General features: G+C 67.7%; 11 protein-coding genes and 3 pseudogenes. 8 read left to right on the top strand and 6 right to left on the bottom strand.

Translation table 11 applies throughout. The annotated features are described in order from the left end of the window. The first annotated feature begins 14 nt into the window (after positions 1–14). From CGU34_RS14235 to CGU34_RS14225, 3 genes are read left to right on the top strand one after another with little or no spacing between them, the layout of a single operon-like run. Positions 15–1,127 (top strand): 5-methyltetrahydropteroyltriglutamate--homocysteine S-methyltransferase, encoded by a 1,113-nt coding sequence (locus tag CGU34_RS14235; protein WP_232711688.1) that lies wholly within the window; start codon positions 15–17, stop codon positions 1,125–1,127. A 56-nt stretch (positions 1,128–1,183) separates the two neighbouring features. Continuing rightward, positions 1,184–2,383 carry a cation:proton antiporter gene (locus tag CGU34_RS14230; protein ID WP_100814457.1) on the top strand — a complete coding sequence of 400 codons (1,200 nt, stop codon included), beginning with the start codon at positions 1,184–1,186 and terminating at the stop codon, positions 2,381–2,383. A gap of 32 nt (positions 2,384–2,415) precedes the next feature. Further along, on the top strand, positions 2,416–3,321 hold the full coding sequence (locus tag CGU34_RS14225) for a TerC family protein (protein WP_100814456.1): 906 nt from the start codon (positions 2,416–2,418) through the stop codon (positions 3,319–3,321). Positions 3,322–3,400: 79 nt separating this feature from the next. Here the strand turns inward: CGU34_RS14225 and CGU34_RS17570 are convergent. The 5 genes and pseudogenes from CGU34_RS17570 to CGU34_RS17245 form a co-directional block, all read right to left on the bottom strand. After that, positions 3,401–3,772: pseudogene (locus CGU34_RS17570) on the bottom strand (winged helix-turn-helix domain-containing protein); the annotation flags it as partial. Positions 3,773–3,774: 2 nt separating this feature from the next. Beyond that, positions 3,775–5,154 (bottom strand): annotated as a pseudogene (gene kdpB / locus CGU34_RS14215) (potassium-transporting ATPase subunit KdpB); the annotation flags it as partial. A 2-nt stretch (positions 5,155–5,156) separates the two neighbouring features. Further along, on the bottom strand, positions 5,157–6,851 hold the full coding sequence (gene kdpA / locus CGU34_RS14210) for a potassium-transporting ATPase subunit KdpA (protein WP_100814454.1): 1,695 nt from the start codon (positions 6,849–6,851) through the stop codon (positions 5,157–5,159). Then, a complete protein-coding gene (kdpF, locus tag CGU34_RS14205) occupies positions 6,851–6,940 on the bottom strand; it encodes a K(+)-transporting ATPase subunit F (RefSeq protein WP_100814453.1) in 90 nt (29 codons plus the stop codon). The genes kdpA and kdpF overlap by 1 nt, the downstream gene beginning before the upstream one ends. After that, positions 6,937–7,077: a hypothetical protein gene (locus CGU34_RS17245; protein WP_198517824.1), complete on the bottom strand. Its 141-nt coding sequence runs from the start codon at positions 7,075–7,077 to the stop codon at positions 6,937–6,939. Before CGU34_RS17245 ends, kdpF begins: the two co-directional genes overlap by 4 nt. 167 nt (positions 7,078–7,244) lie before the next feature. Between CGU34_RS17245 and CGU34_RS14200 the strand changes: the two genes are divergently transcribed. Both CGU34_RS14200 and CGU34_RS14195 read left to right on the top strand, forming a co-directional pair. Then, positions 7,245–7,739 carry a glutaminase gene (locus CGU34_RS14200; RefSeq protein ID WP_232711687.1) on the top strand — a complete coding sequence of 165 codons (495 nt, stop codon included), beginning with the start codon at positions 7,245–7,247 and terminating at the stop codon, positions 7,737–7,739. 41 nt (positions 7,740–7,780) lie between these two features. Further along, positions 7,781–8,098 carry a DUF7882 family protein gene (locus CGU34_RS14195; protein WP_100814451.1) on the top strand — a complete coding sequence of 106 codons (318 nt, stop codon included), beginning with the start codon at positions 7,781–7,783 and terminating at the stop codon, positions 8,096–8,098. 173 nt (positions 8,099–8,271) lie between these two features. Here CGU34_RS14195 and CGU34_RS14190 read toward each other — a convergent pair. Beyond that, positions 8,272–8,571, bottom strand: a pseudogene (locus CGU34_RS14190) (DUF7882 family protein); the annotation flags it as partial. 151 nt (positions 8,572–8,722) lie between these two features. Here CGU34_RS14190 and CGU34_RS17050 point away from each other — a divergent pair. The 3 genes from CGU34_RS17050 (at position 8,723) to treY (ending at position 13,543) form a co-directional block, all read left to right on the top strand. Next, complete coding sequence (locus tag CGU34_RS17050; RefSeq protein WP_157811332.1) at positions 8,723–8,878, top strand: hypothetical protein; 156 nt, start codon at positions 8,723–8,725, stop codon at positions 8,876–8,878. Positions 8,879–8,960: 82 nt separating this feature from the next. Further along, positions 8,961–11,171, top strand: coding sequence for a glycogen debranching protein GlgX (gene glgX / locus CGU34_RS14185; protein ID WP_100814450.1), 2,211 nt, complete (start codon positions 8,961–8,963; stop codon positions 11,169–11,171). After that, complete coding sequence (gene treY / locus CGU34_RS14180) at positions 11,168–13,543, top strand: malto-oligosyltrehalose synthase (RefSeq protein ID WP_100814449.1); 2,376 nt, start codon at positions 11,168–11,170, stop codon at positions 13,541–13,543. The genes glgX and treY overlap by 4 nt, the downstream gene beginning before the upstream one ends. Positions 13,544–13,573: the final 30 nt, after the last annotated feature.

Raw genomic sequence — 13,573 nt, 5'->3', positions numbered from 1 at the left:
GATAAAGTGTCGGGGTGAGCATCAATCCGCCGTACCGTGCCGATATCGTCGGCTCCTTCCTACGTCCCGAAGCGCTCAAGCGCGCGCGTGCCGCCCACACCGCCGGTGAGATCGACGCGGACGCGCTGCGGGCCGTCGAGGACACCGAGATCGCCGATCTCGTGCGCAAAGAGGCCGACAACGGCTTGCGCGTCGCGACGGACGGCGAGTTCCGCCGGTCGTGGTGGCACTTCGATTTCTTCGGGATGCTCGACGGGGTCGACGTCGTCGAACTCGACCACGGCATTCAGTTCCAGGGCGTGCAGACGCGTCCCCGCGGCCTGCACCTGAGCGGACCGGTCGGGTTCTCAGACACGCATCCGTTCCTCGAGCACTACCGTTCGCTGCAGGCGCTGACGACCGGCACCGGCGCACTGGCGAAGGCGACCATCCCCGCACCCACCGTGTTGGACTTCCGCCTCGAGCCCGATCACATCGATCCGAACGTCTATGCGGGCCGCGATGACATCATCGACGACCTCGTGCAGGCGTACCGCGATGCCGTCACCGCGTTCTACGACGCGGGCTGCCGCTACCTGCAGTTCGACGACACCGCCTGGGCGTACCTCTGCTCGGACGAGGAACTCGCGAAGGCGCGGGACCGCGGTATCCGAACGGACGGACTCGCTGAGCGATACGCCGGCCTGCTGAACGGGGTTCTCGAGGCCAAGCCTGACGACATGGTCATCACGACCCACGTCTGTCGTGGGAACTTCCGCTCGACCTGGATCTCGTCCGGCGGATACGAACCCGTCGCCGAACAGCTCCTCGGCGAGGTCGCCTACGACGGTTTCTTCCTGGAGTACGACAGTGAGCGTGCCGGCGGCTTCGAGCCCTTGCGCTTCCTGCCCGAGGGCGACCAAACGGTCGTTCTCGGCCTCATCACGTCGAAGTCGGGCGAGCTGGAAGACGTCGACGCGATCAAGAACCGGATCGACGAGGCATCCGTCTTCGCCCCGCTCGAACAGCTCGCCCTGAGCCCGCAGTGCGGATTCGCCTCGACCGAAGAGGGCAACGTGCTCACCGAGGGCGAGCAATGGGCGAAGATCCGCGAGGTCGTGGCGATCGCGGACGACGTCTGGCGCTGATCCCCGGCCGGACGGGCGGCACACGCGCGGGAGCGCGCAGACGATAGCGTGAGCCCGTGCAGCTCAGCGATCTCGACTTCGTGGTCATCGCGGCGATCGCGGTCATCGCCCCGCTGCTCGTCCGCGGGCTCTCGAGCCGCCTGCGTATCCCGATCGTGGTGTTCGAACTCGTGCTGGGAATCATCGCGGGCCCGAGCGTGCTCGGCTGGATCCAGGAGGGTCCGATCTCGGAGCGCCTCGCGGACTTCGGCCTGGCGCTGTTGTTCTTCATGGCCGGCAACGAGATCAACTTTCGCGTCCTGCGCGGTCGCGAGGGCGCCCGCGCCGTCGGGGGCTGGCTGATCGGCCTCGTCGCCGGCATCGCCGTCGGGCTCGTGATCGCGCCGGGCGAGGCGGCCGTGGTCATCGGCATCGCCCTGTGTTCGACGGCGCTCGGCATGCTGCTGCCGATCCTGCGGGATGCCGGAATGCTGCCGACCCCGTTCGGACGTGCGGTCATGGGCATCGGTGCGGTGGGCGAGTTCGGGCCGCTCGTGGCGATCTCGCTCTTCCTCGGCGGACGCGAGATCGGCGTCGCCACGATCGTGCTGTTCTTGTTCGTGGTGGTTGCGGCGACCGCGGTGTTCCTCGCCTCGCGGATGCCGCACGGGCGCCTCCACCGCATCGTGACCGCGACGCTGCACACGTCTGGACAGTTCGCGATCCGTGCGATCGTGCTGATCCTCGCGCTGCTCGTCGCGCTCAGCCTGTTGCTCGACCTCGACATGCTGCTCGGTGCTTTCGTCGCCGGGGTGATCTGGCAGCTGATCATGCGCAACGCGCCCGAGGACGACCGCGCGCAGGTCGAGTCGAAGATCGAAGCCGTCGCCTTCGGTCTGCTCGTACCCATCTTCTTCATCTACACCGGGGTCACCTTCGACCTCGATGCTCTGCTCGCGGACGGCGCGACCGTCGTCCTCGTCCCTGTCTTCCTGGTGCTGCTGCTCATCATCCGCGGGCTGCCGTCGATGCTCTCCGCCCCGGCGGGATCGACGCCCCGCGATCGTCTCGCGCTGGCATTCCTCGGCGCGACGGGATTGCCGGTCATCGTCGCCGTCACGAGCATCGGGCTATCCGAAGAGCTTCTCTCGCCCGGTCTGGCGGCGGCGCTCGTCGGTGCCGGGATGCTGTCGGTGCTGCTGTACCCGCTGATCGGAACGACCCTGCGTGGTGTACGCGTCGTCGATCGGGACGTGGTCGATGAGGATGTCGGGTGAGATTGGCCGAGGCATCCGCCTAACATGAGCGAGTGGACTTCTCCCTGGACCTGACGCCCGACCTGATCGCCGTCTTCCTGACCCTCTTCGTGCTCGAGATCGTTCTCGGCGTCGACAACGTCATCTTCATCTCGATCCTCGCGTCGAAGCTGCCGGTCGAGCAGCAGGCGAAGGCGCGAAACCTCGGGCTGACGCTCGCAATGGTGATCCGCGTCGTCCTGGTGTTCTTCGCCGGCTGGATCATCACGCTGAAGGACGACGTGGTCGTCTGGTTCGGCATGGGCTTCTCGGTGAAGGACTTCATCCTGATCGCCGGCGGTCTGTTCCTGGTCTACAAGGCCGTCACCGAGATCCACCACAAGCTCGAGGGCGCCGAAGAGGAACACGGCGGGGTTGGTCCGAAGACCATCACGTTCGCCTCGGTGCTGACGCAGATCCTGCTGCTCGACATCGTCTTCTCGCTCGACTCGGTCATCACGGCGGTCGGCATGACCGAGAACCTGCTCGTGATCATCACGGTGGTCGTCCTGTCGTTCGGCATCATGCTGTTTGCGGCACGATTCATCTTCACGTTCGTCAACAAGCACCCGACGGTGAAGATGCTGGCGCTGTCGTTCCTGCTGCTGATCGGTGTGTTCCTGATCGCCGAGGGCTTCGGGGTCTCGATCGACAAGGCCCTGATCTACGCGCCGATGGCGTTCGCGATCCTGGTCGAGGCGCTCAACCTCACGTACTCGTCGCGGAAGGCCAAGCGCGAGCAGAAGCGGCTTCAGGCCGTGCAGCTGCGCCCGCGCTACGCCGACGTCGACGAGTCCGTCGCCGTTGCCGCCGCAACCGCGAAGGGTCCGGAGGCTGGGGCGGTCGGGCTCTCGCGTAAGCCGGTCGCGGGTCACGTTCTACCGGACGACGGCCACGAGGATCGCGCCGGCCTCGGCTGATTCGGCGAGGGTGCCCGTTCCGCGGAGCGAGGGTGCCCGTTCTGCGCGCGAGGGTGCCCGTTTCGCGGTGTGAGGGTGCCTACTCGTCGGGCACGAAGCGGTAGCCCATGCCCGATTCGGTGAGCAAGTGCACCGGATGCGCGGGGTCGTCCTCGAGCTTCTTGCGCAGCTGTGCGATGTACAGGCGCAGGTATCCGGTGTCGGCAATGTGTTCGCTGCCCCAGATCTCGGTCAGCAGTGTCTGACGTGTGACCAGCCGGCCGGGGTTTCGCACGAGGAACTCCAGCACCCGCCACTCGGTCGGCGTCAGCCGCACCGCCCGCGCGTCCGCGCCCCGCGTCACCGCGTGGGCGACGAGGTCGACCGTCGCATCGCCGAACCGCACGACGGGTGAGGCATCCGCCGGTACTGGCGCGATCCGCCGCGTCAGTGCGCGGATGCGTGCCACGACCAGGGGGTGCCGCCGCTCTGAGCGATCGCGTCGGCGGCGTCGGTCACGTGCGTGCGCAGGTCGGCGGGAACGTCGACCCCGGATGCCCCGAGCCACGCCGCGACCGCCGACCCGGCTCCCTTCCGCACCTGCGTACCGTCGGCGAGGTCCAGTCCGCTCATGCGGGTCTGCGCCGTGAACGGCACGAAGACCGCGCCGGCCGGTTGCGTCGCCGTGAAGCCTCGCGCGGTCGCGAGCTCGACGATCGAGGTGCCCTCGGGTGTCGGATCGGCGAGCGACGACAGCGCCGCGGCTCGGGCTAACTCGTCATCAGCGACCCCGGGCATCCGCACGAAGTCGCTCGTACGGCGGTTTCCGTACGTGATGGTTCCGGTCTTATCCAGCAGCAGGGTGGTGACATCGCCCGCCGCTTCGACGGCCCGCCCCGAGAGGGCCAGCACGTTGCGCTGCACCAGACGGTCCATACCGGCGATGCCGATGGCGGAGAGCAGCGCCCCGATCGTGGTGGGGATGAGGCAGACGAGCAGCGCCACGAGCACGGGGATGCTGACGGGCGAAGCGGCGTACGAGGCGATCGGGTTGAGCGTCAGCACGACGATCAAGAACACGATCGACAGGCTCGCGAGCAGGATGCCGAGGGCGATCTCGTTCGGAGTCTTCTGGCGGCTCGCGCCCTCGACGAGCGCGATCATCCGGTCGACGAATGTTTCGCCGGGCTTCGAGGTGATGCGGACGACGATGCGGTCCGAAAGTACGCGGGTTCCGCCGGTGACGGCGCTGCGGTCGCCGCCGGATTCGCGGACGACGGGCGCGGACTCGCCGGTGATGGCCGACTCGTCGACGGTCGCGATGCCCCACACGATGTCGCCGTCGCCCGGGATGAGCTCGCCCGCCGTGACGACGACGTGATCGCCGGGACGAAGATCACCCGAGGCGACGGTTGCCAGCTCGGCGCGTTCGGCGGAGGCATCCGCTTCGGCGTCGTATCGCGTGACGAGGGAGGCCATCGTGCTCGTGCGGGTCTTCCGCAGGCTGGCGGCCTGCGCCTTGCCGCGGCCCTCGGCCACCGATTCGGCGACGTTCGCGAACAGCACCGTGATCCAGAGCCAGATGGCGATGCCCCATGTGAAGCCCGCGGGAACGGGGGCCCCGCCGGACTCTTCCGCTCCGCCGACGAAGGGCTCGGCGATCGCGATCAGCGTGGTGAGTGCCGCGCCGACCCAGACGAGGAACATGACGGGGTTGCGAACGAGGGCGGCGGGGTTGAGCTTGCGGAACGCGCCGGGCAGGGCCGCCACGAGGGTTCCCCACCCGAACGCGCGGGCGGGTGCCGCCTCGGCGGGAGCAGGGGCCGGAGTGGGGGTGTGGGTTGCGGTGGACATGGTCAGACAAGCCCTTCGGCGAGAGGCCCGAGCGCGAGCACGGGGAAGTAGGTGAGTGCGGTGACGATGACGGTGACACCGACGAGCAGGCCGACGAACTGCGGCCGGTGGGTGGGCAGGGTGCCGGATGTCGCGGGCACCGAGTCCTGTGCCGCGATCGAGCCCGCGAGCGCGAGTACCAGCACCATCGGGATGAAGCGTCCGAGCAGCATCGCGACGGCGAGCGCCGTGTTGAACCACGGGGTGTTGGCCGTGAGCCCCGCGAACGCCGAGCCGTTGTTGTTCGCGGCCGAGGTGAAGGCGTAAAGCACCTCGCTCAGGCCGTGGATGCCGGGATTCCAGATCGACACCGACTCGACGTCCTGCCGCACGCCCGGGATGGCGAAGCTGGCAGCCGTGCCGAGAAGCACGAGGGTGGGCGTGACGAGGATGTACAGGCTGGCGAGCTTGATCTCGCGCGGTCCGATCCGCTTGCCGAGGTACTCGGGTCCGCGGCCGACGAGCAGGCCGCCGATGAAGACGGCGAGGATGGCGAGGATCAGCATGCCGTAGAGGCCCGACCCGACACCGCCCGGCGCGACCTCGCCGAGCATCATGTTGAGCATCGGCATCATGCCGCCGAGTGCGGTGTAGCTGTCGTGCATCGAGTTGACCGCGCCCGTCGAGGTGAGGGTCGTGGCGCCCGCGAAGAGAGTGGAACCGAGGATCCCGAAGCGGGTCTCTTTGCCCTCGAGCGGGGCTCCCGCAAGCCGCGGTGCGGTGCCGTTGCCCATCGCCTCGAGCCACGAGCCGATCGTGATCGACGCGATCGCGATCGTCGCCGTGGCCGCGAGGATCGCGTAGCCCTGACGGTTGTCGCCGACGATTCGGCCGAACGCCCGCGGAAGCGATACCGGGATCGCGAGCAGCAGCAGGATCTCGGCGAGGTTGGTCCACGGGGTGGGGTTTTCGAAGGGATGCGACGAGTTGACGTTGAAGAAGCCTCCGCCGTTCGTGCCGAGGAGCTTGATGGCCTCTTGCGAGGCGACGGGTCCGCCCGGGATGGACTGCGTGGCGCCGGTGATCGCCGTGACATCGGTGAAGCCCGCGAAATTCTGCACGACGCCCCCCGCCAGCAGGACGATCGCGGCGATGATCGAGAGGGGCAGCAGGATGCGGGTGATGCCGCGCACGAGATCGACCCAGAAGTTGCCGATCGTGCCCGAGCGACGCGACGCAAAGGCTCGGACGAGCGCGATCGCCACGGCGATGCCGACCGCCGACGAGACGAAGTTCTGCACCGCGAGTCCGGCGAGCTGCACCGTGTAGCCGAGCGTCACCTCGGGCGAGTACGACTGCCAGTTCGTGTTGGTGACGAACGAGATGGCCGTGTTGAACGACAGGCCCTCGCCGACCGCCGGCAGGCCGAGCGAGCCGGGCAGGATCGCCTGCGTGCGCTGCAGGGCGTAGACGAGCAGGACCCCGACGAGCGAGAACAACAGGACGCCGCGGAGGTAGGCCTGCCAGGTCTGAGTGGCGCGAGGGTCGACGCCAACGGCGCGGTAGGTCACGCGCTCAACGCGCAGGTCGCGCGAACTCGTGTACACGTGGGCGATGTAATCGCCGAGCGGGCGGTAGATCAGCGCGAGCAGGATCAGCAGCGTGGCGCCCTGCAGTACGCCGAACAGGATGGTCTCGGTGTTCAGGAACGGGTTCATCAGAAGCGCTCCGGATTCACGAGTGCGACGACGAGGTAGACGAGCGCGGCCACCGCGAGCACGACGGCAAGGATCGTGAAGAATGTCATCCCCGGTCCCCTCCATCCATCGCTTCGCGCTGGACGGAGCCTCCGGACCGTGGGCCCAGCTTCTCGACCCCCCGCGCGACGAGGGCGACGAGCGCGAAGAGCGCGACGGTCGCGAGGACGTAGATCAGATCGAGCACGGGAACTCCTGGTGAGGTTCTGGGCAAGAGGGCACGGGGTGCCCCGCGAACTCGATCTCACTCCTCGCGTGCGGCCGGTTTGGCGATCCTGACGGTTTCCATACGCCCGCGCGCTGATTCCACACGCCCTGCTCATGGTCGGCCGCTCGATCGCGCACAATAGCGATGTGGTGGATGACGCGGCGACTCTCCTGAACGCTGCCCGCGCTCGCCTGGTGGCCGCGGACGCGCCGCGTGAGCGACTGGGTGAGGTCGTACGACCGCGCGTTCTCGCGGGGCTCCGCGCGCCGAAGATCGTGCCCCGAGGCGACGCCTGGCGCCTCGGGGTCCTGCTGGTCGGTGAGGGCACCGTGTACGCCGCCGGAAATGTGGTGCGCGCGGGCGACCCCGGCCGGCGTGGGTTCGCGTCGGATGCGGCACGCGCCCGCGCAGAAGTGGCGGCTGCCGCGACGCGCGGCGGATTCGGTGACGGCGAAACCGTCCACCTGGACTGGAAGATGCTCGACCTGGCCGCGTTGGGACGAGGCGAACCGACGGGACCCCTCGCCCTGGTGAACGGCACCCCCAGCATCCGCTGGAGTCCGGCCGCCGGACACGTGCCGCTGGCGGGTTATCTCGAGGAACGCGTGGCACTTCTGCTGCAGCCGCCGCAGGGGGCATGATCGCGATTCCTCGGGTGGGTACACGCCATTAGGCTCATCGCATGGGCCGCTTCATTTACGACACGCTGAACAACTCGATCGACATCGAGGACCGCACCCTCGCCCACCTGCGGATCGTGATCATGAACAAGCTGCGCCGCTCGGAGTCGTTCATGTTCACCGTCGACCTGGACAGCGAGGGCATCTCGCGGCGGAGCTTCTGGATGCATCCGTCCGTACCCCTGCAGTTCGCCTTCCACGGCAGCCGCGAACCGCGGCTGAACCGACTCTGGATCGAGGCGCTCATGGTGTCGGCGAGTAGCCCCAACGGCCTGTTCGTGGTCTCGGAACCGCAAGAAGAAATGCCGTTCGACTCCTGACGGAGGCGCGGGGGAGAGTCGGCTGATCAGTCGCCGGCGTCGACCTTTGCTTTGGACTTCGCCTTCGCCCGAGCCTCCTGCTGAACGGAACCGACCGTGGCGTTCTCGACGTCCACTTCTTTCGCGACGATCGCGCCGACCTCGATCGTCGACTCATTCTCGGAAGGATCCACGTCGAAGTGCTCAGCGACGAGCATGATGCCGCCCGACGAGTTGGCCGACTGAGCGAGCTCTTCCATCCACTCCCGGCTCAGGACCGCGGGCTCGGGGTCGTCGAAGACGAACCGCAGAGGGATCGACGGGCTGAGCCATACGGTGCTGCGCCCGCGCGGCTGGTCTTCGGGGTGGCGCCACGTGAGCGTGAAGCTCTCGCCGCGGCGCAGCTTGGTCGCGATGACGACCTTGAGGTGCGCCAGCGCACGGTCTTCGATGTCGATGGCGGAAGCGTCCCCGCCGTAGTAAATGGTGCCCACCCCATCAGACTAATCGTTGTCTGCTGCCATACCGACGGGTTTCTCCGTACGCGTCTGTCGCCGCGAAGTCAATCGGGTTCCGCTATCGCGACCCGTGCCGCACAGTAAGAGCTGGACAGGTCGGCAGGGCGGGACAAGTCAGGGGTGCTAAATGACCGGCAAGAATCCGATGGGCGCGAACCGATCTTCGACGAGCCTGCCCCAGGACTTCTTCGACGGGGGCATCGATTACGAGATCGTCGAGGGCGAACTCTTGCCACGCGGTCCCCATTCCCGTGCCTGGGACGCGGCCACGGAACTCAGCTGAGGACCCTCGGCACCGCTATAGGGCACCCGCTGGCGTTGCGCAAGCCACAGCGCCATCGTGCGTCGATGGGTAGTCTTTGGCAGTGCAAACATGGCCTGGCTCGACCTACCCACTCGGTGCGACATATGACGGGAACGGCACGAATTTCGCGTTGTTCAGTGAGGCGGCGGAGCGCGTAGAGCTCTGCCTCTTCGAGGAGGACGGAACCGAAACGCGCGTCGAGCTCATCGACCTCGATGCCTTCGTCTGGCACGCCTACCTTCCGCAGGTCGGGCCCGGTCAGCGCTACGGCTACCGCGTGCACGGCCCGAGCGATGTCGAGGAAGGGCACCGGTTCAACCCGAACAAGCTGCTCCTCGATCCCTACGCCAAGGCGGTCGCCGGGCAGGTGAACTGGGGCCAGTCGGTTTTCGGCTACAACTTCGGCGATCCCGATTCTCGCAACGACGAGGATTCGGCCGCCGACATGATGATGGGCGTCGTGGTCAATCCCTTCTTCGACTGGGCCGGTGACCGCCAGCCCAAGACGCCCTACGCGTCCACCTTCATCTACGAGGGCCACGTCAAGGGTCTGACGATGCGGCACCCGGGCATCCCCGAAGAGATCCGCGGCACCTACAGCGCCATCGGCCACCCCGCGATGATCGATCACCTCGTCAAGCTCGGGGTCACGGCGATCGAGCTCATGCCGGTGCACCAGTTCGTCAACGACAGCACGCTCCAAGAGAACGGGCTCGCGAACTACTGGGGCTACAACACGATCGCGTTCCTCGCGCCGCAGAACACCTATGCGTCCCAGGGCGACCTCGGGCAGCAAGTGCAGGAGTTCAAGGGGATGGTCCGCGCGCTCCATGCGGCGGGCATCGAGGTCATCCTCGACGTCGTCTACAACCACACGGCCGAGGGCAACCACATGGGCCCGATGCTCTCGATGCGCGGGATCGACAACAACGCGTACTACCGCCTCGAGGACGACGACAAGCGGTATTACACCGACTACACCGGCACGGGCAACAGCATGAATGTGGGCAACCCCCACACGCTGCAGCTGATCATGGATTCGCTTCGCTACTGGGTGCTCGAGATGCACGTCGACGGCTTCCGATTCGACCTCGCCTCGACATTGGCGCGGGAGTTCTATGAGGTGGATCGCCTCGCGACGTTCTTCGAGCTCGTGCAGCAGGACCCGGTGGTCTCGCAGGTGAAGCTCATCGCCGAGCCGTGGGACATCGGCCCCGGTGGGTACCAGGTGGGCAACTTCCCGCCCCAGTGGACCGAGTGGAACGGCAAGTATCGCGACACCGTGCGCGATTTCTGGCGCGGCGAGCCCCAGGCATTGGGCGAGTTCGCCTCGCGCCTGACGGGATCCGCGGATCTGTACGAGCACTCGGGTCGCAGGCCGGTGGCATCCATCAACTTCGTCACGGCACACGACGGCTTCACGCTCCGCGACCTCGTCAGCTACAACGAGAAGCACAACGAGGCCAACGGCGAAGACAACAACGACGGCGAATCGCACAATCGTTCGTTCAACTTCGGCGTCGAGGGTCCGACGGATGACCCCGAGGTGCTGACCCTGCGCGCCCGTCAACAGCGGAACTTCATCGCGACGCTGCTGCTCTCGCAGGGCGTCCCGATGCTGCTGCATGGCGATGAGCTCGGTCGGACACAGCAGGGCAACAACAACGGGTACGCGCAGGACAACGAGCTGACCTGGGTCGACTGGGACTCCGTCGATAACCCACTGCTGGAATTCACCGCGGCCCTCGCGCGCTTGCGGAAGGACCACCCGACGTTCCGCCGCAGCCGCTTCTTCGACGGTCGCCCGGTGAAGATGCAGGAGGGCTCGCCTATTCCCGACATCGTGTGGTTGCGACCGGATGGGTCGGCCATGCAGCCCGAGGACTGGGATTCCGGGTTCGGACGCGCCGTCGGAGTCTTCCTCAACGGCGGCGGCATCCGCGAGCGCGATCGCCGCGGTGAGCCCATCGTCGACAAGCACTTCCTCATCCTGTTCAACGCGGGCGACGAGATCATCGACTTCCACATCCCCCACCGGGCGTACTCGCCGAAGTGGGACATCATCGTCGACACGGCCGGTGAACTCGCCGACAGCGAGCCCGTAGAGCCCGGCGGAGCGATCCGCCTCGCGGCGTCGTCGCTCGTGGTGCTGCGCGCACACACCGTGCCCGAACCGGACGTCGACCATTCCGTCGCCGCGTCACTCGCCGTGCTGGCTCAGAGTCAGGTGGATGAGATTTCAGGTGACCCGATCCGCTCGGAGCTGCAGTGACTCACAAGCCCCTCTCGACCTACCGGTTGCAGATCCGTTCCTCTTTCGATCTGGATGCCGCGGCATCCGTTACCGGATATCTCCGTGACCTCGGGGTCGACTGGGCCTACCTGTCGCCGCTGCTGAAGGCGACGGAGGGCTCGGATCACGGCTATGACGTCGTCGACCCGAGCCTCGTCGACCCCGCCCGTGGGGGAGCCGAGGGACTCGATCGTTTTGCCGCATCCGCCCGCGATGCGGGACTCGGCATCCTGGTCGACACGGTCCCCAACCACATGGGGGTCGCGGTTCCGTCGCAGAACCCGTGGTGGTGGGACCTGCTGACCTACGGGCGTGACTCGCGTTACGCCGAGGCGTTCGACGTGGACTGGCAGTTCGGTGGCGGCCGCATCCGCGTACCGGTGCTGGGCGGCGAGCTCGACGAGATCATCGGCGCGGGCGACATCCGCATCGAGCTCACGCAGACGGAACAGGCCCCGCACGGCACCCTGCATTACTTCGACAACGTGTTCCCGCTCGCGCCCGAGTCGGTGCACGGCGACGAGCGTGAGACGCTCGCGAACCCGGAAACGGTGCGCGCGATCGTCGACCGTCAGCACTACGAACTCATGTTCTGGCGCCGAGAGGCCGCCGAGCTGAACTACCGCCGCTTTTTTGCGGTCACGACCCTGGCGGGCGTCCGCGTCGAGGTGCCGTGGGTCTTCGACGAGGCTCACGCGGAGATCCTCCGCTGGGTGCGAGACGGTCTCGTCGACGGCATCCGGGTTGATCACCCCGATGGGCTGCTCGACCCCGGCGCCTATCTCGACCGGCTCGCCGAGGCGACCGGGGGCGTGTACGTGCTCGTGGAGAAGATCCTCGAGCACGGCGAGACGCTCCCCAGCTGGTGGCGGACGGATGGCACGACCGGGTACGACGCGCTCGCCGTGATCGACCGGGTGCTGATCGATCCCGCTGGCGAAGCGGCGCTGGATGCGATCGATGCCGCGGTCCGCACCGAGGACGGCCTCGATCCGCAGGCATCGTGGAGCGACCTCATCCACGACACCAAGCGAACGATCGCCGAGACGATTCAGGGTGCCGAGGTCGCGCGCCTGGTGCGACTGCTCGACGAACCCGTCACGGGGGCGGCCGACGCGATCGCCGAGTTGCTCGCCTGCTTCCCTGTCTACCGCTCGTACCTTCCCGCCGGCCGCGACGAGTTCGACGCCGCAGCGGAGGAGGCCATGCGCCGGCGTCCCGACCTCGCCGGCGCCTTCGACCGGGTGCTGCCTCAGCTGGCGGATGCCTCGCTCGAGGTCGCCCGCCGGTTCCAGCAGACGACCGGGCCCGTCATGGCGAAGGGCGTGGAGGACACCGCGTTCTATCGCGCCTCGCGCCTCGGTACCCTGACCGAGGTCGGCGCCGACCCGTCCGAGTTCGCGCTCGACGTGGCCGGGTTCCATGCCGCCCAGGTCGTGCGCGAGGCATCCTGGCCGCACGCCATGACGACACTCTCGACGCACGATACGAAGCGTGGCGAGGACGTTCGTGCGCGCCTGTCGGTGCTGTCGGAGCTGCCCGCACGGTGGCTCGAAGCGCTCACGGCTCTCCGTGCCATCGCCTCCACGGGACACGGCGGCTTCGACAACTTGCTCTGGCAGGCCATCGTCGGTGCCTGGCCCGCTTCGCGTGAGCGCCTGCACGCCTACGCCGAGAAGGCGGCCCGCGAGGCGTCCGAGTCGACCGGCTGGTGGGATCAGGACGAGGCCTTCGAGGCCCGGATGCACGCGCTGGTGGACGCCGCGTTCGACAACGCCGAGGCATCCGCGATCCTCGAGACGCTCGTCGCCGAGATCGCGCCCTACGGGTGGTCGAACTCGCTCTCGGCGAAGCTGCTGCAGCTGACCGCGCCCGGTGTGCCGGACGTCTACCAGGGGTCGGAGTTGTGGGAGACGAGCCTCGTCGACCCCGACAACCGCCGCGCCGTCGACTTCGGCGCGCGCGCCGAGATGCTCGCCGGAATCGACGCCGGGTTCGAGGCGGGCGAGTTGCCAGCGGTGAATGCGTCGGGTGCCGCGAAGCTGCTCGTGACCTCTCGTGCGCTCCGCACGCGCCGCTACCGGCCGGAGCTCTTCACGCGTTACACGCCCCTCACTTTCGTCGGGTCCGCGGCGCACCACGCGATCGGGTTCGATCGGGGCGGCGTTCAGACTGTCGCGACCCGGCTGCCCGCCGGGCTGGAGGCTCTCGGCGGGTGGCAGGACACCGTCCTGCTGCGCCCGTCGGTGCCCGCGATCGACCTCTTGACCGGGCGCCGCTACGAGGGCGGCGAGGTCGCGCTGGCCGAGCTGCTGTCGACCTACCCCGTAGCGCTCCTCGCCAACGAGTAGCGCGAACGGTCGCCCCCGAAACGTGGGCGA

Origin of the sequence: Microbacterium lacus (assembly GCF_002812805.1) — a bacterium.
In the GTDB taxonomy this organism is placed as follows: Bacteria; Actinomycetota; Actinomycetes; order Actinomycetales; family Microbacteriaceae; genus Microbacterium; species Microbacterium lacus_A.
The sequence above is the reverse complement of the archived record's forward strand: the minus strand, read 5'-3'. Positions and strand labels throughout refer to the sequence as shown.

What these genes read in the sequence shown, in the direction of transcription:
- kdpA (WP_100814454.1), bottom strand. Translation starts at nt 6,851, where the DNA reads ATGAACCCGTTCCTGAACACCGAGACCATCCTGTTCGGCGTACTGCAG.
- kdpF (WP_100814453.1), bottom strand. Translation starts at nt 6,940, where the DNA reads ATGACATTCTTCACGATCCTTGCCGTCGTGCTCGCGGTGGCCGCGCTC.
- CGU34_RS14195 (WP_100814451.1), top strand. Translation starts at nt 7,781, where the DNA reads ATGGGCCGCTTCATTTACGACACGCTGAACAACTCGATCGACATCGAG.
- CGU34_RS17050 (WP_157811332.1), top strand. Translation starts at nt 8,723, where the DNA reads ATGACCGGCAAGAATCCGATGGGCGCGAACCGATCTTCGACGAGCCTG.